Annotated in this window: 22 protein-coding genes and 3 tRNA genes; 9 read left to right on the top strand and 16 right to left on the bottom strand. The window is 56.7% G+C overall.

Going from position 1 to position 22,657, the window contains the following annotated elements; all coding sequences use genetic code 11:
* Positions 1-99: 99 nt before the first annotated feature.
* The 6 genes from EGO56_RS04180 to EGO56_RS04155 all read right to left on the bottom strand — a co-directional run bounded on the left by EGO56_RS04180 (position 100) and on the right by EGO56_RS04155 (position 7,079).
* Positions 100-1,239 carry a glycerate kinase gene (locus EGO56_RS04180; protein WP_033733622.1) on the bottom strand — a complete coding sequence of 380 codons (1,140 nt, stop codon included), beginning with the start codon at positions 1,237-1,239 and terminating at the stop codon, positions 100-102.
* A 73-nt stretch (positions 1,240-1,312) separates the two neighbouring features.
* The gene (garR, locus tag EGO56_RS04175; protein ID WP_013358887.1) at positions 1,313-2,197 is read right to left on the bottom strand and encodes a 2-hydroxy-3-oxopropionate reductase; all 885 of its coding nucleotides are present in this window, start codon (positions 2,195-2,197) and stop codon (positions 1,313-1,315) included.
* A gap of 19 nt (positions 2,198-2,216) precedes the next feature.
* A complete protein-coding gene (garL, locus tag EGO56_RS04170; RefSeq protein ID WP_013358888.1) occupies positions 2,217-2,987 on the bottom strand; it encodes a 2-dehydro-3-deoxyglucarate aldolase in 771 nt (256 codons plus the stop codon).
* Between the two features lie 45 nt (positions 2,988-3,032).
* Complete coding sequence (gudD, locus tag EGO56_RS04165) at positions 3,033-4,364, bottom strand: glucarate dehydratase (RefSeq protein WP_033733625.1); 1,332 nt, start codon at positions 4,362-4,364, stop codon at positions 3,033-3,035.
* A gap of 10 nt (positions 4,365-4,374) precedes the next feature.
* A complete protein-coding gene (locus EGO56_RS04160; RefSeq protein WP_095706745.1) occupies positions 4,375-5,721 on the bottom strand; it encodes an enolase C-terminal domain-like protein in 1,347 nt (448 codons plus the stop codon).
* Complete coding sequence (locus tag EGO56_RS04155) at positions 5,718-7,079, bottom strand: MFS transporter (RefSeq protein ID WP_135907775.1); 1,362 nt, start codon at positions 7,077-7,079, stop codon at positions 5,718-5,720. Before EGO56_RS04155 ends, EGO56_RS04160 begins: the two co-directional genes overlap by 4 nt.
* A gap of 565 nt (positions 7,080-7,644) precedes the next feature.
* Here EGO56_RS04155 and garD point away from each other — a divergent pair.
* Positions 7,645-9,204: a galactarate dehydratase gene (garD, locus tag EGO56_RS04150; RefSeq protein WP_135907774.1), complete on the top strand. Its 1,560-nt coding sequence runs from the start codon at positions 7,645-7,647 to the stop codon at positions 9,202-9,204.
* Positions 9,205-9,253: 49 nt separating this feature from the next.
* Here the strand turns inward: garD and EGO56_RS04145 are convergent, their stop codons facing one another.
* From EGO56_RS04145 to syd, 4 genes are all read right to left on the bottom strand, one after another.
* Entirely contained in the window at positions 9,254-9,700 is a 447-nt protein-coding gene (locus EGO56_RS04145) for a flavodoxin (protein WP_135907773.1), read from the bottom strand.
* A gap of 12 nt (positions 9,701-9,712) precedes the next feature.
* Positions 9,713-10,492 (bottom strand): tRNA pseudouridine(65) synthase TruC, encoded by a 780-nt coding sequence (gene truC / locus EGO56_RS04140; protein WP_013358894.1) that lies wholly within the window; start codon positions 10,490-10,492, stop codon positions 9,713-9,715.
* Positions 10,492-10,821 carry a YqcC family protein gene (locus EGO56_RS04135; protein WP_135907772.1) on the bottom strand — a complete coding sequence of 110 codons (330 nt, stop codon included), beginning with the start codon at positions 10,819-10,821 and terminating at the stop codon, positions 10,492-10,494. The genes truC and EGO56_RS04135 overlap by 1 nt, the downstream gene beginning before the upstream one ends.
* 588 nt (positions 10,822-11,409) lie before the next feature.
* Positions 11,410-11,958, bottom strand: a complete 549-nt coding sequence (gene syd, locus EGO56_RS04130; protein ID WP_013358896.1) for a SecY-interacting protein — start codon at positions 11,956-11,958, stop codon at positions 11,410-11,412.
* A gap of 62 nt (positions 11,959-12,020) precedes the next feature.
* Here syd and queF point away from each other — a divergent pair, with 62 nt between their 5' ends.
* The 3 genes from queF to xni all read left to right on the top strand — a co-directional run bounded on the left by queF (position 12,021) and on the right by xni (position 15,190).
* Complete coding sequence (gene queF / locus EGO56_RS04125) at positions 12,021-12,866, top strand: NADPH-dependent 7-cyano-7-deazaguanine reductase QueF (RefSeq protein ID WP_135907771.1); 846 nt, start codon at positions 12,021-12,023, stop codon at positions 12,864-12,866.
* A 169-nt stretch (positions 12,867-13,035) separates the two neighbouring features.
* Complete coding sequence (gene ppnN / locus EGO56_RS04120) at positions 13,036-14,400, top strand: nucleotide 5'-monophosphate nucleosidase PpnN (protein WP_135907770.1); 1,365 nt, start codon at positions 13,036-13,038, stop codon at positions 14,398-14,400.
* 34 nt (positions 14,401-14,434) lie between these two features.
* Positions 14,435-15,190 (top strand): flap endonuclease Xni, encoded by a 756-nt coding sequence (xni, locus tag EGO56_RS04115; RefSeq protein ID WP_135907769.1) that lies wholly within the window; start codon positions 14,435-14,437, stop codon positions 15,188-15,190.
* A gap of 24 nt (positions 15,191-15,214) precedes the next feature.
* On the opposite strand, the gene rlmM is transcribed toward xni, so the two are convergent.
* The 4 genes from rlmM to EGO56_RS04095 form a co-directional block, all read right to left on the bottom strand.
* Positions 15,215-16,315 (bottom strand): 23S rRNA (cytidine(2498)-2'-O)-methyltransferase RlmM, encoded by a 1,101-nt coding sequence (gene rlmM / locus EGO56_RS04110; protein ID WP_033783981.1) that lies wholly within the window; start codon positions 16,313-16,315, stop codon positions 15,215-15,217.
* On the bottom strand, positions 16,308-16,703 hold the full coding sequence (locus tag EGO56_RS04105; RefSeq protein WP_003854633.1) for a DUF423 domain-containing protein: 396 nt from the start codon (positions 16,701-16,703) through the stop codon (positions 16,308-16,310). The genes rlmM and EGO56_RS04105 overlap by 8 nt, the downstream gene beginning before the upstream one ends.
* A gap of 50 nt (positions 16,704-16,753) precedes the next feature.
* Positions 16,754-17,671 (bottom strand): transcriptional regulator GcvA, encoded by a 918-nt coding sequence (locus EGO56_RS04100; RefSeq protein WP_003854641.1) that lies wholly within the window; start codon positions 17,669-17,671, stop codon positions 16,754-16,756.
* Positions 17,672-18,005: 334 nt separating this feature from the next.
* A complete protein-coding gene (locus tag EGO56_RS04095; RefSeq protein ID WP_003854643.1) occupies positions 18,006-18,227 on the bottom strand; it encodes a YgdI/YgdR family lipoprotein in 222 nt (73 codons plus the stop codon).
* A gap of 209 nt (positions 18,228-18,436) precedes the next feature.
* Between EGO56_RS04095 and csdA the strand changes: the two genes are divergently transcribed.
* Complete coding sequence (csdA, locus tag EGO56_RS04090) at positions 18,437-19,645, top strand: cysteine desulfurase CsdA (protein ID WP_135907768.1); 1,209 nt, start codon at positions 18,437-18,439, stop codon at positions 19,643-19,645.
* A 2-nt stretch (positions 19,646-19,647) separates the two neighbouring features.
* Positions 19,648-20,103, top strand: a complete 456-nt coding sequence (gene csdE / locus EGO56_RS04085; protein ID WP_135907767.1) for a cysteine desulfurase sulfur acceptor subunit CsdE — start codon at positions 19,648-19,650, stop codon at positions 20,101-20,103.
* Here csdE and tcdA read toward each other — a convergent pair.
* Positions 20,082-20,894: a tRNA cyclic N6-threonylcarbamoyladenosine(37) synthase TcdA gene (tcdA, locus tag EGO56_RS04080; RefSeq protein ID WP_135907766.1), complete on the bottom strand. Its 813-nt coding sequence runs from the start codon at positions 20,892-20,894 to the stop codon at positions 20,082-20,084. The genes csdE and tcdA overlap by 22 nt on opposite strands.
* Before the next feature lie 48 nt (positions 20,895-20,942).
* On the bottom strand, positions 20,943-22,091 hold the full coding sequence (gene mltA / locus EGO56_RS04075; RefSeq protein WP_013358905.1) for a murein transglycosylase A: 1,149 nt from the start codon (positions 22,089-22,091) through the stop codon (positions 20,943-20,945).
* Positions 22,092-22,294: 203 nt separating this feature from the next.
* Here mltA and EGO56_RS04070 point away from each other — a divergent pair.
* The 3 genes from EGO56_RS04070 to EGO56_RS04060 all read left to right on the top strand — a co-directional run bounded on the left by EGO56_RS04070 (position 22,295) and on the right by EGO56_RS04060 (position 22,644).
* Positions 22,295-22,371 (top strand) — tRNA-Met (locus EGO56_RS04070).
* A 65-nt stretch (positions 22,372-22,436) separates the two neighbouring features.
* Positions 22,437-22,513: transfer RNA gene (locus EGO56_RS04065), tRNA-Met, on the top strand.
* Between the two features lie 54 nt (positions 22,514-22,567).
* Positions 22,568-22,644: transfer RNA gene (locus EGO56_RS04060), tRNA-Met, on the top strand.
* Positions 22,645-22,657 lie beyond the last annotated feature (13 nt).

The following is a 22,657-nucleotide window of genomic DNA, read 5'->3' as shown; positions in this document are numbered from 1 at the left end:
CACCAGGATAAAGGGCTGACGCCGCAAAACTATGCCTTACCACCCGCATCACCCTCTACAGATCACGGCCCGCATTGCCTGGCCGGGTATTCCTGACGGTCAGTGGAATCCGGCCAGTTTCAGCGTCGCGGCCACATTACGCGCCGTCATCTCGACATTCTTTCCGGCATTCGCGAGTGCCTCATCCAGCGTACAGATGCTGTAGAGCACGCTGAATACCGCATCAATCCCGTGCTGATGCACCACGCCGACATCCGCCGTCAGGCTTCCGGCGATGCCAATCACCGGCTTGTTAAAGCGCTTTGCCACGCTGGCGACCCCAATCGGCACCTTGCCATTGATACTCTGGCTGTCGATACGCCCTTCACCGGTAATCACCAGGTCCGCATCTTTGACCTCTTCAGCCAGCCCCAGCGCTTCAGTAACAATCTCAATGCCGCGCCGCAGCTCCGCCTGACAGAAGGCGTGCAGCGCCGCGCCCATGCCGCCCGCTGCGCCGCCGCCGGGAATATGCAGCACATCGATATCGAGATCGCGGTGAATAATCGCGGCGTAATGGGCCAGCGCCTGATCGAGCTGCTGCACCAGCGCCGGAGTCGCCCCTTTCTGCGGACCGAAAATGGCCGATGCGCCCTCTTTGCCGGTCAGCGGATTAGTCACGTCACAGGCCACTTCGATGCGGCACTGATGGATGCGGGCATCCAGCGCGTCAATATCAATGCTGGCGAGGTCAGAGAGCGCGCCGCCACCGTGACCAATCTCGCTGCCCTGGGCGTCGAGCAATCGGGCGCCCAGCGCCTGCATCATCCCGGCACCGCCATCGTTGGTGGCGCTGCCGCCGATACCAATAATGATGTGAGCAACGCCTTTATCCAGTGCATTCCTGATCAACTCGCCGGTGCCAAACGACGTCGTTATCAGCGGGTCACGCTGTGAAGCGGGCACCCGCTCCAGTCCGCTGGCCGCCGCCATTTCGATATAGGCGGTGCGTTCATCTCCCGACAGACCGTAAAAGGCATCAACCTGCGTGCCTAACGGACCTGTCACCTTCAACCTGACGATCTTTCCCTTCGTCGCCGCCACCATCGCTTCTACCGTGCCTTCGCCACCGTCGGCGACCGGTATTTTTACGTAATGCGCATCGGGGAAAATGTCACGGAAACCCGCTTCAATCGCCGATGCCACATCCAGGGCGGATAAACTCTCTTTATATGAATCCGGTGCGATTACGATTTTCATAGGCAATCCGAGCGCAGTTGAGTAATTGAAACGGCTCTTAACCAGTCGGGTTTCAGGAAACCGGAACCGGGTTTTAGCGGGCGATTTCAACCTTCGCTAACTTCTCATAATAGCAGGCCAGCGCACTGTGGTCGGCAGTACCCTGACCCTCGTTGCGCAGCGCCTGCATCATCTCCATCACCGCCGCCGTCAGCGGTAGATGCGCACCGATGCTGTGCGAGGTATCCAGCGCGTTCGCCAGATCTTTGATATGCAGGTCGATACGAAAGCCCGGTTTGAAGTTGCGGTCCATCACCATCGGCGCTTTGGCATCCAGCACCGTGCTGCCCGCCAGCCCACCGCGAATCGCCTGATAAACCAGATCCGGATTCACACCCGCTTTCGTCGCCAGCGACAGCGCCTCAGACATGGCCGCAATGTTCAGCGCCACAATCACCTGGTTTGCCAGTTTGGTGACGTTACCTGCACCGATGTCGCCGGTATGCACGACCGATCCCGCCATTGATTTCATGATGTCGTAGCAGGCATCGAACACCGCTTTATCGCCGCCGACCATCACAGAGAGCGTGCCTTCAATCGCTTTAGGTTCGCCGCCGCTGACCGGCGCATCCAGCATTTTGATGCCTTTTTCTGCCAGCGCATCATGGACTTCACGGCTCGCCAGCGGCGCAATCGAACTCATGTCGATCACCACCAGGCCCGGCTTTGCGCCCTCGACAATGCCATTTTTACCCAGGCAGACCTCGATCACTTGCGGCGAGTTAGGCACCATGGTAATCACCACGTCGCACTGTTCCGCCACCTCTTTAGGCGATTTCGCCACGGTCGCGCCCAGTTCCGTCAGCTCCGCTTCGTTTTCGGCGTTGTGATCGCGTACCACCAGCGAATAACCGGCTTTCACCAGATTTTTACTCATGGGTTTGCCCATAATGCCCAGGCCAATAAATCCAATTTTCATTGCGTTTCTCCTTGATCGATTAGCGCTTAAATTTGTCGCATAACGCCTGCGAGGCGTTGCGGAACATTCCGACATCGCTGCCGACGGCCACAAAGGTGGCTCCCCACTCCAGATAGCGACGCGCGTCCGCTTCCACTGGCGCCAGAATGCCGCTCGGCTTACCGGCCGCTTTGGCACGTTCAAAAATGTGTTTAATCACTTTCAGCACTTCAGGATGTGCAGGCTGGCCGAGATAGCCCAGCGCAGCGGAGAGATCCCCCGGCCCGACGAAAATACCGTCGACGCCATCCACCGCCGCGATGGCGTCAATGTTATCGACTGCCTGCTGGGTTTCGATCTGCACCAGCACCGTGATGTTGTCGTTAATGGTGCTGTTGTAATCCGGCAACGTGCCGTACATGTTGCTGCGGTGGGACACCGAGACACCGCGAATCCCGGCGGGCGGATAGCGGGTTGAGGCGACGGCACGCAGAGCTTCCTCTTCGGTTTCGACAAACGGCACCAGGAAGTTGTTAAAGCCGATATCCAGCAGACGCTTAATGATCACCGGCTCGTTGCAGGGCGGACGCACTACGGGGGCGCTGTGGCTGCCTTTCAGTGCCATCAGCTGCGGCACAAAGGTCGTGATGTCGTTGGGCGCGTGTTCGCCATCCAGTACCAGCCAGTCGAAACCGGCCAGCCCCAGGATTTCAGTTGAGATAGGACTGGCCAGCGCACACCAGCTGCCAATCAGGGTGTCGCCCGCTAACAGGCGACGACGAAATCCATTGGGCCAGGCTGCATTACTCATGGTTGAACTCCTGTGACGGTGGCTCCGCGGCGGGAGCCAGAAAGGTTAACGTACCAGGCACGGGCGTTTATTGTCGAAAGTCCATCCCGGTACTAAAAATTGCATCGCTTCAGCATCGTCACGCGCACCCAGCCCCTGCTTCTGATAGAGCGCATTGGCCTGCATCACCTGATCCATATCCAGCTCTACGCCAAGACCCGGCTTCTGCGGCACCTGTACCATGCCGCCTTTAATCTGGAACGGCTCTTTGGTCAGGCGCTGATTGCCCTCCTGCCAGATCCAGTGGGTATCAATGGCGGTGATCGCGCCCGGTGCGGCGGCGGCAACGTGGGTAAACATCGCCAGCGAAATGTCGAAGTGGTTATTGGAGTGCGAGCCCCAGGTCAGGCCGAAGTCGTGACACATCTGCGCCACGCGCACCGAACCCTGCATGGTCCAGAAGTGCGGGTCAGCCAGCGGAATGTCCACCGACTGCAGCGACAGGGTATGCCCCATCTGCCGCCAGTCGGTGGCGATCATATTGGTGGCGGTGGGCATGCCGGTCGCACGGCGGAACTCCGCCATCACTTCACGCCCTGAGTAGCCCTGCTCTGCGCCACAGGGATCTTCTGCGTAGGCCAGCACATCTTTGAGCTGCTTACCGAGCATGATCGCCTCGTTGAGCGACCAGGCGCCGTTGGGATCGAGGGTAATGCGAGCTTCAGGAAAACGTTTTGCCAGCGCCGTGACCGCTTCGGCCTCTTCACCGCCGCGCAGCACGCCACCTTTAAGTTTGAAGTCGTTAAAACCATATTTCTCATAGGCTGCTTCCGCCAGACGCACTACCGCATCCGGAGTCAGCGCCTCTTCGTGGCGCAGGCGATACCAGTCGCACGGATCGTCTTGCTGGTTCTGATAAGAGAGCGAGGTTTTAGTGCGGTCGCCGATGTAGAACAGGTAACCGAGCATCTCAACACGGTCACGCTGCTGCCCGTCACCCAGCAGCGAGGCGACGTTAACGCCCAGGTGCTGACCCAGCAGATCAAGCAGCGCCGCTTCGATGCCGGTCACCACATGAATCGTGGTGCGCAGATCAAAAGTCTGGTTGCCGCGTCCACTCGCATCACGGTCGGCAAAAGTACTGCGCACCAGACTGAGGGTATTTTTGTACTCACCCAGCGTTTTGCCGATCACCAGCGAGGCGGCATCTTCCAGCGTCTGGCGGATTTTCTCGCCGCCCGGGATTTCACCGACGCCGGTATGTCCGGCGTTATCTTTGATAATCACAATGTTGCGGGTAAAGAATGGCGAGTGAGCGCCACTGAGGTTCAGCAGCATGCTGTCATAGCCTGCGACCGGAATAACCTGCATGGCGGTCACTTTCGGTGTTGAACTCATCTCCTGCTCCTTATGCTGTTTTCCGGCCGAATGCCGGGCGCTTGCGGTCAAAAGTCCAGCCGGGGATCAGATACTGCATCGCCGTCGCGTCGTTACGTGCACCGGCGGGCAGTGACTGATAAAGCTGATTGGCTTTGTTTACCTGATCCCAGTCGAGCTCAATGCCCAGACCCGGTGCATCCGGTACGGCGATTTTTCCGTTGCGGATTTGCAGCGGATTTTTCGTCAGGCGCTGATCGCCCTCCTGCCAGATCCAGTGGGTATCAATCGCGGTGGGATTACCCGGCGCCGCCGCACCCACATGGGTGAACATCGCCAGTGAAATATCGAAGTGATTATTGGAGTGGCAACCCCAGGTGAGGCCCCACTCATCGCACAGCTGGGCGACACGCACGGCACCGCTCAGCGTCCAGAAGTGCGGATCCGCCAGCGGAATATCGACCGCATTCAGCATCACCGCGTGGTTCATCTCGCGCCAGTTAGTGGCGATCATGTTGGTGGCGACCGGCAGGCCGGTGGCACGCCGGAACTCGGCCATGACTTCACGCCCCGAATAGCCCTGCTCCGCGCCGCAGGGATCTTCGGCGTAGCTCAGCACATCCTGCATCCCTTTACACAGCGCTATCGCCTCATCCAGCAGCCAGGCCCCATTGGGATCGACCGTGATACGCGCATCGGGAAAGCGCTGCTTGAGCGCCGCCGCCGTGGCGATCTCCTGCTCGCCCGGCAGCACGCCACCTTTGAGCTTGAAATCTTTAAAGCCGTACTTATCCTGTGCCGCCTCAGCCAGCCGCACCACGGCATCGCTGCTTAGCGCTTCCTGATGGCGCAGGTGATACCAGTCGTGACTGGCCTGCTCACCCGTGAGATAGGGCAGATCGGTTTTGCGCCGGTCGCCGAGATAGAACAGATAGCCCAGCACCGTCACTTCATCACGCTGTTTGCCCGGCCCCAGCAGTTCAGCCACCGGGACGCCCAGACACTGTCCCAGCAGATCGAGCAGCGCCGCTTCGAGCGCGGCCACCGCATTGACGCGCAGCTCAAAAGTCCAGGCACCGTTGCCAAAAGTGGTGAAGTCAGCCGACTGATTCCCTTTGTGTACCTGCTGCACCAGACTGTTCATGCGGGCAATCTGCTGGCCTAAAACCCGCGGAATCGCCTCCACCAGCGTCTGATAGATGGTGTCACCGCCGGGCGCTTCACCCACGCCGGTGTGGCCGGCGCTGTCGGTAAGGACCACAATGTTGCGGGTAAAACAGGCGTTGTGGGCACCGCCAATGTTAAGCAGCATGCTGTCGTAACCGGCGACCGGGATAACCCGCATCTCTGTGATTACCGGGGAACTTTGCGTATTCATGATGCGTCCTTACCGTGCCAGGATTTCAGTTCGACACGTTTGATATCGCCGGCAATCACCAGGAAGCTGAATGCCGCAACAAAGGCATGGATGCCGACATAGACCAGTGCACCTTCAAAGGAACCACTGGTAGCGATGATGTAGCCGATAGCAATGGGGGTCACGATGCCGGAGAAGTTACCGAACATGTTAAACAGGCCGCCGCTGAGTCCGCTGATCTCTTTCGGTGCGGTATCCGCCATCACCGCCCAGCCCAGCGCACCAATGCCTTTACCAAAGAACGCCAGCGCCATAAAGAACACCACCACCCATTCGGTATCGGTGTAGTTACACATCACCATCGAAATGGAGAGCAGCATGCCGAGCACGATTGGCGTTTTACGTGCGATATTCAGCGAGCCGGTTTTACGCATCAGCCAGTCGGAGATGACTCCGCCCAGAACGCCGCCGAGGAAGCCGCACACTGCCGGAATCGAGGCGATAAAGCCCGCTTTGAGAATCGACATGCCGCGCGCCTGCACCAGATAGACCGGGAACCAGGTGATGAAAAAATAGGTTAAGGCGTTAACACAGTACTGACCGAGATAGATACCCAGCATCATGCGTGACGTCAGAAGCTGCTTAATCTGGAACCACTTCTCGCTCCAGCTCACCTTGCGGGTATCCTTTTTAACATCCATGTTGATCAGCGCGCCGCCCTGCTCCATGTACTCCAGTTCAGCTTTGTTCACGCCGGGGTGATCGGTGGGATCGTGGATCACTTTCAGCCAGATAAAGCTGAGGATGATGCCCAGGCCGCCCATGAACCAGAACACATGCGCCCAGCCCACTTCAGAGACCAGCCAGCCCATGATGGGTGCAAAGATCACGGTGGCGAAGTATTGCGCAGAGTTGAAGATCGCCACTGCCGTGCCGCGCTCCTGCGCCGGGAACCAGGCGGCTACAATCCGGCTGTTGCCGGGGAAGGAAGGCGCTTCAGCCAGACCCACCAGGAAACGCAGGATAAACAGCGACATGATGATGCCGAAGCCGCTGAAGATATCCACGAAACCCTGCAGCAGCGTAAACAGCGACCAGGTAAAGATGCTCCAGAAATAGACCCGTTTAGAGCCGAAGCGATCGAGCAGCCAGCCGCCCGGAATCTGGCCAATAACGTACGCCCATGAGAAGGCAGAAAAGATATAGCCCAGTCCGACCGAATCGAGGCCGATATCTTTGGACATTGCGGAACCGGCAATCGAGATGGTTGCGCGGTCACCGTAGTTGAATGAGGTGACGATAAATAACATCACCACAATCCAGTAGCGGGCATTGGTGCGCTTCTGCACCGTTTCCGCGGTCTGGCTGAAACTATTCATGATGCACTCCTGAAATATAGCGTGAGCTACATTCGCTCTGACTGCATACACATCGCGTTGGGTATCAGAGAGAAGTTGGGTTAAACACGGCGATCTTTTTGTTGTGGCAAACCTTTATTTATCCATCTGCGAGGTGGCAGCCAATGCGCTTCTGCGACCTCTGCGGATGAGTAATACGTCGTGACAGATAACCTGACTTTGGCTAACGGAACCCAGTATAAGAACAGCCTGAAGCGAGCACATTGGCACATCGCCCTGGAATAACCTCAGTGCAGAAGTGATTGTGTGGCGGATGCACAAAACCCTGCGGGATGGCTCACGAAAGCAGCAAATAACCGAGCAAAAACCGTCTCAGGTAACGCTTTCCCCCGCTGTTTGTGAGGCTCTTCACTTGCTTCTGGATAATCGCCCCAAATCGATAAGGCGAATTGTCTCAATGGTGGTCATTTGCACAATGCGCGCCCTGCTCCGCCTCCCTATACTGAAGATGGCAAACAAACGTGTGACAGGTCAGAACATTACAGCGTGCCGCACAAGTACGGCACGACAGACGGGAAGGTGAGCGATGTACCCCAAAACAGATGAACAACCGCTCTATATCAAAGTCCATGAGCACGACAATGTGGCGATAGTGGTTAACAGCCTGGGCCTGCCAGCTGGCACGCAGTTTGCGGATGGCCTGACACTCACGGAGCATGTGCCACAGGGTCACAAAGTCGCGCTGCGCGCGATTAACCAGGGTGCAGAGATCGTGCGTTACGGCGAAGTCATCGGCTATGCATTACGGGATATTGCCCAGGGCAGCTGGATTGATGAGTCGCTGGTCGCTTTGCCGGAAGCGCCTCCACTGGAGAGTCTGCCGTTAGCCACGCAGGTTCCGCCTGAATTGCCGCCGCTGGAAGGCTATACCTTTGAAGGCTATCGCAATGCGGATGGCAGCGTCGGCACGCGTAACCTGCTCGGCATCACCACCAGCGTCCACTGCGTGGCCGGGGTGGTGGATCATGTCGTACAGATCATTGAACGGGATTTACTGCCGCGCTACCCGAATGTGGATGGCGTGGTCGCGCTCAACCACCTTTATGGCTGCGGCGTGGCGATTAATGCACCCGCGGCGGTCGTGCCGATTCGCACCATTCATAACCTGGCGCTGAATGCCAATTTCGGTGGCGAAGTGATGATCGTCAGCCTGGGCTGTGAGAAGTTACAGCCGGAGCGTCTGCTGACCGGCACGCCCGACGTGCAGGCGATTTCGCTGGACGATCATGACATTGTGCGCCTGCAGGATGAGAAGCTGGTCGGTTTTGGTGCGATGGTAAATGAGATTCTGCAGGTAGCGGAGCGCCATCTCCAGCGGCTGAATCAGCGCCAGCGCGAAACCTGTTCTGCTGCAGAACTGATTGTCGGCATGCAGTGCGGTGGCAGCGATGCATTCTCGGGCGTAACGGCGAATCCGGCGGTGGGTTTCGCCTCTGATTTGCTGGTGCGCTGCGGTGCGACGGTGATGTTTTCGGAAGTCACAGAAGTGCGTGATGCCATTCACCTGCTGACGCCGCGGGTGATTAATCAGGAAGTGGGTAAGCGCTTACTGGAGGAGATGGCCTGGTATGACAACTACCTCGACCAGGGCCAGACCGATCGCAGCGCGAATCCGTCGCCGGGCAATAAAAAAGGCGGACTGGCGAACGTGGTGGAAAAAGCGCTGGGGTCGATCGCCAAATCGGGGCGCAGCGCCATTGTTGAAGTGCTCTCGCCCGGTCAGCGACCTACGCGACGTGGCCTGATCTACGCGGCGACGCCCGCCAGCGATTTTGTCTGCGGTACGCAGCAGCTGGCATCCGGTATCACACTACAGGTGTTTACTACCGGCCGCGGAACGCCCTACGGTCTGGCTGCGATACCGGTTATCAAGATGGCAACGCGCAATGCGCTGGCAGAGCGCTGGCACGATCTGATGGATATTAATGCCGGGACGATTGCGACCGGTGAAGAGAGTATTGAGCAGGTGGGCTGGCGATTGTTTGAGTTGATTCTGGACATTGCCAGTGGCAGGAAGCAGACCTGGTCCGATCGCTGGGGCATCCGTAATCAGCTGGCGGTGTTTAACCCGGCACCGGTGACCTGATATCACACGCCAGGCTTATCGTTATGCAGAGATAAGCCTGGCGTTGCCATTAGAGCTGCGCACCCCAGGCATCAACCCACGGAGAGGTCACCGCTTCCGGCTCAGGATTTTCGGTGGCATCAACCAGTAACACCTCACCGACCCGCTGTGCGCCCTGCTCCTGCAGCAGCGCATCGAAAGTTTTACCCGCGCCACAAAAATGGTCATAACTGCTGTCACCCAGCGCAATCACGCCGTAGCGCAGCGCGGGCTGATGACCCAGCTTATCTTTAACCGCATGGAACAGGCCTGAAATCGTATCGGGAAAATCGCCCTGTCCGGTGGTTGAGGTGACAATTAACGCCACGTCGCTGGCATAGTTCTGCCAGTCTGCCAGCGTCGGATCGTCAAACACGGTGACGCTGTGACCCTGCTGCTGCAGAAGGGGCTCCGCTTCTTCCGCTACCAGCAGCGCATTGCCGTATACTGTCCCCACAAAAATGCCAATCTTTGCCATCTGCTCTCTCCCTTATTCTGAAACGTTATCCTGTCCTGGCGCTGCGTTAAACTCAACCCGCGGCACCTCAGGAATGCGATCCTGCCAGCCAAACTGGTTCATCAGGTTCTGCCAGACGCCATCCAGCCCGGCGCGGATCAGTAAAGGTTCACCAGTCACCGGATGGGTGAGTGCCAGGCTGCTGGCGTGCAGCATCAGCCGGTTAGCGCCGAAGTGTTCAGCGGCACCCCGGTTCTGGCGCAGATCACCGTGCGCCGAATCGCCAATAATCGGATGACGCAGGTGCGACATATGACGACGCAGCTGATGCTTGCGGCCGGTTTTAGGGGCCATTTCAACCAGGCTGTAACGCGAAGTAGGATAGCGGCCAATGCCGACCGGCATCTCGACCGTTGCCAGTGACTGATAATCGGTAACCGCGGGCTGTGCGGTGCGCGCTTCAGTGGCGTGCCTGTCAGCAATTTTATCCAGCTCTTCCACCAGCGGATAGTCGAGCGTTCCGCTGCTCTCCAGCCAGCCGCGTACCACGGCATGATAGGTTTTCTGCATCTGATGCTGTTCGAACTGCAGGGAAAGCAGACGACCGACTTCGCTTGAAAGTCCCATCAGCAGTACGCCTGAGGTGGGTTTGTCCAGACGATGTGCGGTAAACACATGCTGTCCAATCTGATCGCGAACGGTCTGCATCACAAACACGGTTTCATGGCGATCCAGCCAGCTGCGGTGAACCAGCCAGCCGCTGGGCTTGTTGACGGCAACCAGCCACTCATCCTGATAGAGTATCTCCAGCATCAGTGGGCTGCATCCTTGACCAACGCGTCAAGCTGACGCAGGGTCAGCAGCAGCGGTGCAATGCCAGGCTGGTCAGGCACCAGCGCCACCTCGTAGTAGGGAGCAACCGCAAAATTTTGCGGTAACGGATGCTGAGCCGCAATCAGGGCATGCATCCGCGGGACCAGCACCCACTGGAGCCACTGCAGCGGCTCCAGCGTATCCAGGCAAAAGGGTTCACGGCTCTTGAGCGCGTCTTCGGCCGGAGGGGTACTCTGCCAGAGATGGTGCTCACGCATCACCGCTTCCAGTTGCTCCAGCCGTTGCGTAATCAATTGTTCAGGCGTCATGCGCCACCTCCGGCAAGCAGTCAAAAATGGGCGGCAAGCATATCACTTGTTGGCACAGGCACAAAAAAAGGGAGCACTGTATAAACAGTGCTCCCGGTTCGTTTGCAGCCATCCTGCTACGTTTTTGCTCCCTGCTCTTCCATGACAACTTGTCCAGTGCGAACTCCTGTCGCGCATCGTCCTGATGTATCCTTAGCATCCTGGCCCACCACCTCTTCTGAGGGGGTTCTCATTCTCCATCCTGGAGGTGTCCCTTGCTCACTCCTGAGCGATCCTGTTTCATCCTGAAACCTTCCGTGTGCCGTAAGCTCCGTTACGTTCCTGCCTCATGGCTTATCATCATCCTGACGATATCTGTTTCCTGAGCATCCTGCAGTGGGAAACATTTTGACAGAACTCGTTACGCGCACAAGGTACTTACAGCGAAACTTTACGAAATGTGCTGCACAAATTCAGATTAACGCCATTAAGTTGATGATTCACAATATTTTTACATCACGGCCTTCCGGATGTCTCAACTGTTATATGGCGATCTCTCACAGTATATGTAAGAGATGTCTCACAAGCCAGGCGGCAAATCACTGCAATTCAGATGATAACCGGTTGTAATGACTTAAGAAATATCTCAAGACTTTCTGCCAGTACCACGCGCTGTTTACGACCAGGCTGCTCCAGAATCACTTCGCCGCTGAGATTAGACAGGGAGATGATCTCCTCTTCTGAATCGGTGGTGGCAATGAATAGCGTAGGCGACTGTCTGAGGCGGCGCTGCATCACCAGATGCCCAATCAGATTCTCCTGTAATCGCAGGAAATCCTCTTCACTCCACACCTGCAAAAGGGTCAGCTGATTCTCGCCAAAACGGGCCTGCATATCGCCGGCAAACTGCGTGGTATAGAACGCCGTGATCGGCGGCTGAAGCTGGATGTCGACCGCCCGCTCAATCGCATCCAGCGTCGTTGGCAGACTAAACGGCTGCGGCTGCCAGACGACCCGCTGCTCGCGATCTTCAAGTGCACAGGGCGAAGGAACGCCATAGAGATCGCTGCTGGCCGGCCCATGTCCCGCCTGCTGAAGCCAGTGCTGGCAGTATCGGGTGGTAAAGTCGCGCAACGCGGCGGCAGTTTGCTGCATCATTCATATTCTCACTTCTGATAGGTTACACTTAGCCACTTTGATTAATTTTGGTGGTAACCGCAATGACTACTCACGAACAGGATCAGGCGCTCAGTAACCTGACGCTGGGCAAACCCACAGCCTATCACGATTGGTATGACAACAGCTTACTGCAGGCGGTGCCGCGCAGCCTGAACCGTGAACCGCTTGGCCTGTTTCCCGACAGTCTGCCCTTTACCGGCAGCGATATCTGGACCCTGTATGAACTCTCGTGGCTCAACAGCAAAGGTCTGCCACAGGTTGCCGTTGGCGAAGTCGTGCTGGATGCGCAAAGCCGTAATCTTATCGAGTCGAAAAGCTTCAAGCTCTACCTGAACAGTTTCAATCAGACCCGCTTTGCCGACTGGGGTGAGGTTCGTCAGACGCTGGAGCGGGATCTGAGTGCCTGTGCTGAAGGGGAAGCGCGGGTCGCGTTGTTCCGGCTCAATGAAATAGAAGGTCAGCCGATTGGTCATTTTGAGGGTTGCTGCATTGATGAGCAGGATATCGCCATTGAGGATTACCGCTTCAACGCTGACTATCTGGCGGATGCCGCAGGCAGCGAAATCGTTGAAGAGACGCTGGTCAGCCATCTGCTCAAGTCGAACTGCCTGATTACCAACCAGCCCGACTGGGGCTCGGTGATGATCCGCTATAAAGGTCCGCGTATCGCGCGTGAAGCACTGCTGCGCTATCTGGTCTCATTCCGTCAGCACAACGAATTTCACGAGCAGTGTGTTGAGCGCATCTTTAATGATGTGATGCGATTCTGCCATCCGGAAGCGCTGACGGTCTATGCGCGATACACCCGTCGTGGCGGGCTGGATATTAACCCGTGGCGCACCAATGTGCCCTTCTCGCCCGGTTTTTCGCGGCTGGTCCGTCAGTAGTTTGCGAGACTTCTCTCAGGCTGGGTGCCGTAAGCGCAGTTCCGCTTGAGCTGTGCGGGCCGACAAGGCTACTCTGGTGAAGGCGGCAATCTGCGGGTTGCCGACCAGGGATTTTCGTCACTGCCATTGCAGTGCCAATCAGCACCCAGGCGGGTGTAAAGGAGTTCATTTGATTACCCATATCAGCCCACTTGGCTCAATGGATCTGCTCTCGCAGCTGGAAGTCGACATGCTCAAGCGCACAGCCAGCAGCGACCTCTACCAGCTGTTTCGCAATTGCTCTCTGGCCGTGCTTAACTCCGGCAGCCAGACTGACAGCAGCCACGAACTGCTCTCCCGCTTTGAGAACTTCGACATCAACGTGCTGCGCCAGGAGCGCGGCGTCAAACTGGAACTGATCAATCCGCCGGAAGAGGCGTTCGTGGATGGCCGCATCATCCGCTCACTGCAGGCTAACCTGTTTGCGGTGCTGCGTGACATCCTGTTTGTCAGCGGCCAGCTCAACATACCGGGCCGGTTAAGTGCAGCCGAAGAGAATGATTCCGCCACCATCACCAACACGGTATTTTCCATTCTGCGTAATGCGCGGGCTCTGCACATCGGCGAGGATCCCAACACCGTAGTCTGCTGGGGTGGTCACTCAATCAACGCCATTGAGTATCAGTATTGCCGCAATGTCGGTACGCAGCTTGGACTGCGTGAGCTGAATATCTGTACCGGCTGCGGGCCGGGCGTGATGGAAGCGCCGATGAAAGGCGCAGCGGTTGGCCATGCCCAGCAGCGCTATCGCGACAGCCGCTTTATCGGCCTCACCGAACCCTCAATCATTGCAGCTGAACCGCCGAATCCACTGGTGAATGAGCTGATCATCATGCCGGACATTGAAAAACGTCTGGAAGCGTTTGTGCGTATCGCTCACGGCATCATCATTTTCCCTGGCGGCGTCGGTACGGCTGAAGAACTGCTCTATCTGCTGGGCATCCTGATGAATCCGCAGAACAACAATCAGGTGTTGCCGCTGATTCTGACCGGGCCGAAAGAGAGCGCCGATTACTTCCGCGTGCTGGATGATTTCATCGTTAACACCCTGGGTGAACAGGCGCGTAAGCATTACCAGATCATCATTGATGACGCGGCAGAAGTGGCGCGTCTGATGAAGAAAGCGATGCCGCAGGTGAAAGAGAACCGTCGTGAAACCGGCGATGCGTACAGCTTTAACTGGTCGATTCGCATTGAGCCCGATCTGCAGGTGCCGTTCATGCCAACCCATGAAAATATGGCCAACCTCAATCTCTATACCAATCAGCCTACCGAGAAGCTGGCTGCCGACCTGCGCCGCGCCTTCTCAGGTATCGTCGCCGGTAATGTTAAAGAGATGGGCATCCGCGAAATCCGCGAGAAGGGACGCTACAGACTGCATGGCGATCCCGACATCATGCACCGCATGGATGAGCTGCTACAGGGATTCGTTGCCCAGCAACGCATGAAACTGCCAGGCACCGCCTACATCCCCTGCTACGAAATTATCAAATAAACCAGGAGGCAGCCCCCGGGCTGCCGATACGCTCATGGCTCTTCATCTTGTTATTGTTGACGCGCTGAATCTGATTCGCCGTCTGCATGCGGTACAGGGCTCACCCTGTGTCGACGGCTGCGTGGCTGCGCTGCGCCAGGTACTGGGTCACGCCCATCCAACTCACGCTGTCGCAGTATTTGATGGCGAAGCGCGTCATCAGGGCTGGCGGCATCAGCTGCTGCCCGATTACAAAAGCGGTCGCCCGCCGATGCCAGACGATTTACAGGCAGAGATGCCGGCGTTGCAGGAGGCCTTTCGTTCGGCAGGTGTAAGCTGCTGGATAGCGGGCGAGGATGAGGCAGATGATTTAGCGGCGACGCTGGCGGTGAAAATGGCGCAGGCCGGACACCAGGCCACCATCGTGTCCACCGACAAAGGTTACTGTCAGCTACTGGCCTCCGAAATCCGCATCCGCGACTACTTCCAGAAACGCTGGCTCGATCTGCCTTTTATCGAAGCTGAATTTGGCGTGGCAGCCCAGTTACTCCCCGACTACTGGGGATTGTGCGGCATCAGCAGCAGTAAAATTCCAGGCATCACCGGCATCGGCCCGAAAAGCGCGAAACAGCTGCTGGCAGAGTTTCATACGCTTGAAGGAATCTATCAGCAACTGCATCAGGTGCCCGCTAAATGGCGGGAAAAGCTTGCTGAAGGCCAGCAGATGGCTGAGATCAGCCGTCAGGTGGCCACGCTAAAGCGGGATCTGGTATTGCAGGGCAATCTGAATACGCTGCGTTATACCGGCTGAGTGCAGCTGCACTCAGCCAGGCGATTAACGTTCGTCTCGACGGCCACCGGTCGCTGCCCACATACGACGCACATGTACCGTTACCTCTTCGCGGTCATGATAAAGCTGGCGGGCACGAATCTGCACGTTGATGCCATTCTCATCAAAGCGCTCCTGCATCATGGCCAGATTCTGCGTCACCTCTTCATAACGCTTCTTCATCGGCAGCTTCAGGTTGAAGATGGCTTCACGGCACCAGCCGTTAACCAGCCAGTCGGTCATCAGGTTAGCCACACGCACCGGCTTTTCGACCATGTCACACACCAGCCAGCTGATATTGGTGCGGGGTGGACGGAATTTAAACCCATCGGCTTTCTCGTGCATCACCTGGCCGGTATCCATCAGACTGGGGGCCATCGGTCCGTTGTCCACCGCATAGACCATCATGCTGCGCTGGACCAGCTGATAGGTCCAGCCGCCCGGACAAGCACCCAGATCCACGGCATACATGCCGCTGGCTAAACGCTCATCCCACTCATCCGCAGGAATGAAGACATGAAACGCCTCTTCCAGCTTGAGGGTCGAGCGGCTTGGTGCATCAGAGGGGAACTTAAGCCGTGGAATACCCATGTAAAACGGCGAGCTGTTTTCCCGAATGGAATAGCCGACGTAACAGGTGCCTGGCGCGATGAAAAACACATGGACGACCGGGCGTTTCGGACTTTCATAGTTCAGCAGAATCTTGCTTTCACGCAGTGCTGAACGCAGCGGCACGGTGAACTTACGGCAGAATTTGGTCAGCTCTTTGGCTTCGTTAGTGTCAGGCACTTCAACACGCAGTTCGCCGCCCTTCTCCACCACGCCGGTCAGCATGCCAACAATTGGGGTGATGCGATCTTCCTGCGGCAGGTCACGCAGCATTTCACCGACAACCAGCATCTGACGGGCAAAGATCAGCTCGTCAAACGGTAACTCACGCGCCAGACGCTCAGCATCTTCAAACTGGTAGCACTCAAACAGCACGTAGCCGGAGTCATCTTTAACCCGAGGAAAACCGTAGATTTCACGTTCAGCCGCTTTCGCGCTGATTTCTGCCGCACACTCTTTTTCAAAACCGGGACGACAATAGAGTAAAACTTTATTCATGGCGTTCTGCCTTTCGTTTAAGACGCAGCGCGCCAATCAACATCAATACCCAACCGGCGAGGAAACAGACCCCGCCTACCGGTGTGATAAAAACCCAAAACTTCAGATGTGACAGCGCCAGACAATAGAGGCTGCCACTGAACAGTACGGTGCCAAGCGCCATCAGCGCACTGCTCCAGTAAAACCAGATATTGGCGCGGCGTAACATCGCGGCACCCAGTCCCATCACCGCTAACGTGTGATAAGCCTGATATTCCAGCCCGGTATGAATCCAGGCCATCTCAGCAGCACCCAGCGACTGACTTAAAACGTGGGCACCAAATGCGCCAAAAGCCACCAGCAGAAAGCCGCTGATAGCCGCAAAAACAAACATGGCACGACTGGACATTAACCTATCCTCAGGATGCTTTTGCATCGTAATGCAAATAAATCAAGACGTTATTGTTGATAGCGAAAGCGGAATTTTTCTTGTTCGGTTGCAGCTTTTTCCAGGATCCACTGTCGGAAGGCGGCTATTTTACCCAGTTCTGCCTGACTGTCATGACAAACCAGATAAAAAGCGTTTTTACTGACTAATACATCATTAAAGGGGCAGATTAATCGCCCGGCCTCTATTTCGCTCTGCGCCATGACGTTGTTGGCCAGCGCCACGCCCTGACCATGAATCGCCGCCTGTAACACCATGGCGCTGTGGCTGAAGATCGGTCCCTGCTGCACGTTGATATGCTGTAAACCCAGCTGGCGGATATACGATTGCCAGTCACGGCGGGAGGCGTCATGCAGCAGGGTAAAGCGCGAGAGATCCATCGGGGTTTTCAGCGGATTATCGCCGGTCATCAGTGATGGCGAACAGACCGGCAGCAGATATTCGGCATAGAGTTTTTCAACCCGCAGGCCGGGCCAGTTGCCACGGCCGTAGAAAATTGCCACGTCGACATCGTCGGCCAGCTTCTCTTCATCGCGGTCAACGGCCTGGATACGCACGTCGATTCCCGGATAAGCCATATTAAAGCTGGAGAGGCGGGGAACCAGCCACTGAATAGCAAAGCTCGGCAGTAAACTGACGGTCAGCGCGCCCTTGGCACTGCGCGCCTGCAGTTTTCGGGTCGCTTCGTTAATTGCCGAGAAAATCTCTTTGATGTCGAGATAGTAGCTTTGCCCTTCTTCGGTCAGTAACAGCGAACGATTCCTCCGGCGAAACAGCTTTAACCCCAGAAAATCTTCCAGAGATTTAATCTGATGGCTTACGGCAGCCTGGGTGACAAACAGCTCTTCAGCGGCTTTGGTAAAGCTTAAATGGCGCGCAGCGGCATCAAAAACCCGCAGTGCGTTAAGAGGAGGAAGGCGTTTCGACATGGTTTTCCGTATCCGGATCGGCGAAAAATACGCAGGCTTATACAAAGCGTTTACGTATTAGAATTTTTAATCCGAGGCATTATAATTTGTCCGTTGAGGAACCTCCAGCAAATACCTATAGTTGCCGCACTTCCTGAGCCGGAACGAAAAGTTTTTAGATTTGTGAGTGAGTTCGCAGATTTTCTGAAAGCTTTTGGCTTGTGGTCGTGATGTTGTGTTTGCAATTTTTGATCCGACGATTGCGGATCGAACTCTTAATTCCTGTAGATTTACCCTGTCTGTCCATAGTGATTTTTAAATAGCACCGCAAATTGCGGTGCTTTTTTTTTGCTGCTTACTTTGACTCGACCATCTCTTTGACATCAGAGCGGTTGATCTGCTGCTCGTTGCCATTCGCATCTTTATAGCTGATCATGCCGGTATCGTTATCAACTTTTGGCTTGCCGGCAGCCACGATGGTACGACCATCGTTGGTATGCATGACATAATTGCTTGAACAGGCACTCAGGGTAAAAGCCAGAGTACACACGGCCAGGACTGCGGTAAGTTTTTTCATCTGCTATCTCCTTGTAGATTGATTGCATCAAACCACCCGCGTTACGCTAACCAGAGGCAGCCGATAAGTGAGATCGACTATTAAACGTCCGATCGTTATGCGGGTTTGGTTCAAACCTTGCAATATTCAGCATAACGCGCTTTTCCAGCTTTGCCAGACGCAGACCATTCTTTCAGTGTGGTCCTAATTTTTCTTATCATGGACCCGGCATGACCGCATTTAATCCCACCGCATTCCGCCAGCAGTTTCCCGCGCTCGCCGACGCCGGCGTCTATCTCGACAGCGCCGCGACCACGCTGAAGCCGCAGGCCGTGATTGACAGCACGCAGCAGTTTTACAGCCTCAGCGCGGGTACGGTTCATCGCAGCCAGTTTGCTGCGGCGCAGGCCTTAACCCAGCGCTATGAGCAGGCGCGCAATCAGGTGGCCCGCTGGATTAACGCCGCGGACGATCGTGAAATTGTCTGGACGCGTGGCACCACCGAGGCGATAAACCTGGTGGCGAACAGCTGGCTGCGTCCGCGCCTGCAGCCCGGTGATGAGATCGTGGTGAGTGAGGCTGAGCACCACGCCAACCTGGTTCCCTGGCTAATGGCTGCGCAGGCGTGCGGTGCCCGCGTCGTAAAATGGCCGTTAGGGCCAGATCGTCTGCCCGATATCAGCCTGTTACCCGCCCTGCTTAATAGCCGCACCCGCCTGCTGGCTGTGGGTCAGATGTCGAACGTCACCGGTGGATGCCCCGATCTCGCACAGGCGATTTCACTGGCACATGCCGTGGACGCGAAAGTGATGGTCGATGGCGCGCAGGGTGTGGTGCACTGCCCGCCTGACGTACAGGCGCTGGATATCGACTTTTACGCTTTTTCCGGCCATAAAATTTACGGCCCGATGGGCATTGGCGCGTTATATGGCAAAGCGGAACTGCTGGAAGCGATGGCGCCCTGGCAGGGCGGCGGTAAGATGATCACGGATGTCGACTTCAATGGTTTCACGCCGCAGCCGGTACCGTGGCGTTTTGAGGCTGGCACCCCGAATGTGGCTGGGGTGGTGGGATTGAGTGCGGCACTGAGCTGGCTGGCGCAGTACGATCTGCCCGAAGCCGAGCGCTGGAGTCAGCAGCTTGCCTCGCTGGCGGAAGAGCAGCTGGCAGAACTGCCCGGCTTTCGCAGCTTCCGCTGTGGCAATACCAGCCTGCTGGCCTTTGAATTCTCAGGTCTGCATCACAGTGACCTGGTAACGCTGCTGGCCGAGCAGGGAATCGCACTGCGCGCCGGTCAGCATTGCGCTCAGCCCTTGCTGGCGGCGCTGGGCGTCAGTGGCACGCTGCGCGCCTCTTTTGCACCCTATAATAATCTGCAGGATGTTGATGCGCTGGTGCGCGCCATGAAGAGCGCCATCGCGCTGTTATCGGAGTTTTGATTATGCGTTCATCGCGGTTAGCGCCACACCCGTTTGGCGAACAGATTACCGTTGCCAGTCTGAAAGAGAGCTTTGGCCGTTTTCATCAGTGGGAGGATCGCTATCGTCAGCTGATCCAGCTGAGCCGCCAGTTACCTGCCTTGCCGGAGGAACTGAAAACAGCGGAAATTGAACTGAGCGGGTGTGAAAACCGGGTCTGGCTGGGCAGCCAGCTGTGTGAGGATGGCTCACTGCACTTCTATGGTGACAGTGAAGGACGGATCGTGCGCGGCCTGCTGGCCGTGCTGCTGACCGCCGTTGAGGGCCAGACGCCGCAGCAATTACTGGCCACCGATCCCTTAACCCTGTTTGATGAACTGGGGCTGCGTGCCCAGCTCAGCGCCTCACGCGGCAGCGGCCTGCAGGCGCTGGCCACCGCAGTTGAGCACGCCGCGCGTCAGGCGCTGACCGCATCCTGACGGGCGGCGCATGCCAGAAACTTCTTCAGCGCATGCGAAACAGCCACAAAGCCGAACGTCGCGGTCACCATGGTGGCCGCGCCAAAGCCGGATGTGCAATCCATTCTCTTCGGCCCCTCTGCGGTGCTGCGTGAAGCACAAACGCTGCCGTCGGCCTGCGGATAGACCAGCGCTTCGGTAGAAAAAACGCAGTCGATGCCAAGTTTGCCCTTGCTGCTTTTCACCACGCCCAGGCTTTTCAGGCGCTCGCGCAGCTTCGCCGCCAGCGGATCCTGAATGGTTTTCGCCAGATCGGCGACCTGGATCTGGGTCGGATCAATCTGTCCGCCCGCGCCACCGGTGGTGATCAGCGGGATCTTATTCCGGCGACACCAGGCGATCAGCGCCGCTTTAGGACGTACGCTGTCGATCGCGTCGATCACATAGTCAAAACCGGCGGCCATCAGTTCGGCGGTGTTCTCGGGCGTAATAAAGTCATCAATGCAGATTACGTCGCAGTCCGGATTGATCGCCCTTAGCCGCTCCGCCATCACCTCCGTTTTGGCTTTGCCCACGTTGCCCTGCAGCGCATGAAGCTGTCGGTTGGTGTTGGTAATGCAGACGTCATCCATATCTATCAGGGTGATTTTACCAATGCCGGTGCGCACCAGCGCTTCCGCTGCCCAGGAACCCACGCCGCCGATACCGATGACGCAGAAGTGCGCGTCAGCAAAACGTTGCAGCGCATCCTGGCCATAGAGACGCGCTGTGCCGCCAAAGCGCTGATGCCAGGCGTCATTTAACACTTTCATAGTTGAACCTGTTACGTCGTGCGGGCCCGGAGGCCCGCAGAGAAGACATTAGTTAGAGCCGAGAAGCAGTGAACCATTATTACCGTTTTGCGGGCTGGAGAACAGCGGCTGTCCGGCACCCGGTGCGGCTTTGATCACCCAAACGCGTCCATAGTGATTATAGAAGCCCGCCAGATGCGCGGCATCCGGGCCGATACCCTGATAGATATCAAAGTGTTGTCCCTTAATCGCGCCACCCACATCGAGCGCCACCATCAGGCGCATCTCATATTTGCCGTTGAATTTGCCCTTCTCATTCAACTGCGGCACTTCTGCCAGCAGCACCGTGCCCGCCGGAATAATTGAGCGGTCAGAAGCCACCGAGGCTTTCGCTACCAGCGGAACGGCGCTGGCACCGCGCACCGGCGTAAACGGCTCAGCCTTAAAGAAGACGAATGACGGGTTGGTTTCCAGCAGCGCACGCACTTCCTGCGGTGAGTGCTCCTGCGCCCACTGGCGAATCGCCTGCATCGACATATCTTCGCGCTTCACTTCACCACGGTCGATCAGCTCTTTACCGATGCTGTGGTAGCCCCAGCCATTTTTACCGGCGTAACCAAAGAAGGTCATCGGGCGGCCATCGCCAAAGTCGACGTAACCACTGCCCTGCACATCCATCATGAAGTTATCAATCAGCGAGTTGCTGTAGGCAATGACGTAACGGTCATCAAGTCCGCCACTATAGATAGAGGCGCGGCTCGGTAATTTCTCTCCGCGTTTGCGCGGCGGCATACGGTAGATCGGATACTGGAATTCGCCCTGACGGGTGTAGCGCGCTTCCACGACCGGCGTGTAGTAACCGGTGAACTGCACGTTACCGTAGTTATCCGTGCCCTCCATCTGCCAGGCATTCAGGCCATACTGGCGAAGCTGCCGGGTATCAGCACCCGCCATCAGCCAGCTTTCAATGGCGCTGTAGGTGCCGTTCTGACGACTATAAAGAGCGGATGAGGCGGACTGAATCTGGCGCACCTGATCGCCAAAGTCTTTGCCATTAACCGGCGCGCCTTTAGCATTGGGCTGATTCACCAGCGCCAGCGGCTGTTCCAGTTTGCCATCTTTATATTGCTGACCGCGATCGGTCGGTTTAGAGCTACAGGCCGCCAGCAGCGTGATTAACGCGCCAGTAAGTGCATACTTCACCCAATGTGATTTCATTCTCTTCTCTTTTTATAACTGTTCGCCCCGCGACGATAGCAAAGCCCCCGACAGAATGAAATGCATCCGCTTTGACCTGGCGCATATCAGTTCAATAATTAATCATATGGCTGAATCCTTCAGCAACTGGCTGTTAATTTGGCTTTTATCTTTAAAAAGGGGTTGCATGAATTAGCGCGGAGAGTATAGTGCGCTTCCACGGACGCGGGGTGGAGCAGCCTGGTAGCTCGTCGGGCTCATAACCCGAAGGTCGTCGGTTCAAATCCGGCCCCCGCAACCAATACTTCTGCAGCAGTTTTACAGAAGTCACAGTGTGAGAAGTAAAAGTAATAGAAGCAATACGGACGCGGGGTGGAGCAGCCTGGTAGCTCGTCGGGCTCATAACCCGAAGGTCGTCGGTTCAAATCCGGCCCCCGCAACCAATACTTCTGCAGTTGTTTTACAGAAGTCACAATGTGAAATAAGTATGATACGGACGCGGGGTGGAGCAGCCTGGTAGCTCGTCGGGCTCATAACCCGAAGGTCGTCGGTTCAAATCCGGCCCCCGCAACCAATCATTTAAACAC

The sequence above is a fragment of the Pantoea vagans genome (assembly GCF_004792415.1).
GTDB lineage: Bacteria > Pseudomonadota > Gammaproteobacteria > Enterobacterales > Enterobacteriaceae > Pantoea > Pantoea vagans.
The sequence above is the reverse complement of the archived record's forward strand: the minus strand, read 5'-3'. Positions and strand labels throughout refer to the sequence as shown.

Excerpts from the sequence above, each read along its gene's own strand:
- EGO56_RS04160 (WP_095706745.1), bottom strand. The coding sequence starts at position 5,721 with ATGAATACGCAAAGTTCCCCGGTAATCACAGAGATGCGGGTTATCCCG.
- tcdA (WP_135907766.1), bottom strand. The coding sequence starts at position 20,894 with ATGAAAGTGTTAAATGACGCCTGGCATCAGCGCTTTGGCGGCACAGCG.
- mltA (WP_013358905.1), bottom strand. The coding sequence starts at position 22,091 with ATGAAATCACATTGGGTGAAGTATGCACTTACTGGCGCGTTAATCACG.
- EGO56_RS04135 (WP_135907772.1), bottom strand. The coding sequence starts at position 10,821 with ATGACGCCTGAACAATTGATTACGCAACGGCTGGAGCAACTGGAAGCG.
- garD (WP_135907774.1), top strand. The coding sequence starts at position 7,645 with ATGTACCCCAAAACAGATGAACAACCGCTCTATATCAAAGTCCATGAG.
- EGO56_RS04100 (WP_003854641.1), bottom strand. The coding sequence starts at position 17,671 with ATGTCGAAACGCCTTCCTCCTCTTAACGCACTGCGGGTTTTTGATGCC.
- gudD (WP_033733625.1), bottom strand. The coding sequence starts at position 4,364 with ATGAGTTCAACACCGAAAGTGACCGCCATGCAGGTTATTCCGGTCGCA.
- truC (WP_013358894.1), bottom strand. The coding sequence starts at position 10,492 with ATGCTGGAGATACTCTATCAGGATGAGTGGCTGGTTGCCGTCAACAAG.
- queF (WP_135907771.1), top strand. The coding sequence starts at position 12,021 with ATGACTACTCACGAACAGGATCAGGCGCTCAGTAACCTGACGCTGGGC.
- garR (WP_013358887.1), bottom strand. The coding sequence starts at position 2,197 with ATGAAAATTGGATTTATTGGCCTGGGCATTATGGGCAAACCCATGAGT.
- EGO56_RS04095 (WP_003854643.1), bottom strand. The coding sequence starts at position 18,227 with ATGAAAAAACTTACCGCAGTCCTGGCCGTGTGTACTCTGGCTTTTACC.
- EGO56_RS04155 (WP_135907775.1), bottom strand. The coding sequence starts at position 7,079 with ATGAATAGTTTCAGCCAGACCGCGGAAACGGTGCAGAAGCGCACCAAT.
- csdE (WP_135907767.1), top strand. The coding sequence starts at position 19,648 with ATGCGTTCATCGCGGTTAGCGCCACACCCGTTTGGCGAACAGATTACC.
- EGO56_RS04105 (WP_003854633.1), bottom strand. The coding sequence starts at position 16,703 with ATGTCCAGTCGTGCCATGTTTGTTTTTGCGGCTATCAGCGGCTTTCTG.
- rlmM (WP_033783981.1), bottom strand. The coding sequence starts at position 16,315 with ATGAATAAAGTTTTACTCTATTGTCGTCCCGGTTTTGAAAAAGAGTGT.
- EGO56_RS04145 (WP_135907773.1), bottom strand. The coding sequence starts at position 9,700 with ATGGCAAAGATTGGCATTTTTGTGGGGACAGTATACGGCAATGCGCTG.
- garL (WP_013358888.1), bottom strand. The coding sequence starts at position 2,987 with ATGAGTAATGCAGCCTGGCCCAATGGATTTCGTCGTCGCCTGTTAGCG.
- csdA (WP_135907768.1), top strand. The coding sequence starts at position 18,437 with ATGACCGCATTTAATCCCACCGCATTCCGCCAGCAGTTTCCCGCGCTC.
- xni (WP_135907769.1), top strand. The coding sequence starts at position 14,435 with ATGGCTCTTCATCTTGTTATTGTTGACGCGCTGAATCTGATTCGCCGT.
- EGO56_RS04180 (WP_033733622.1), bottom strand. The coding sequence starts at position 1,239 with ATGAAAATCGTAATCGCACCGGATTCATATAAAGAGAGTTTATCCGCC.
- syd (WP_013358896.1), bottom strand. The coding sequence starts at position 11,958 with ATGATGCAGCAAACTGCCGCCGCGTTGCGCGACTTTACCACCCGATAC.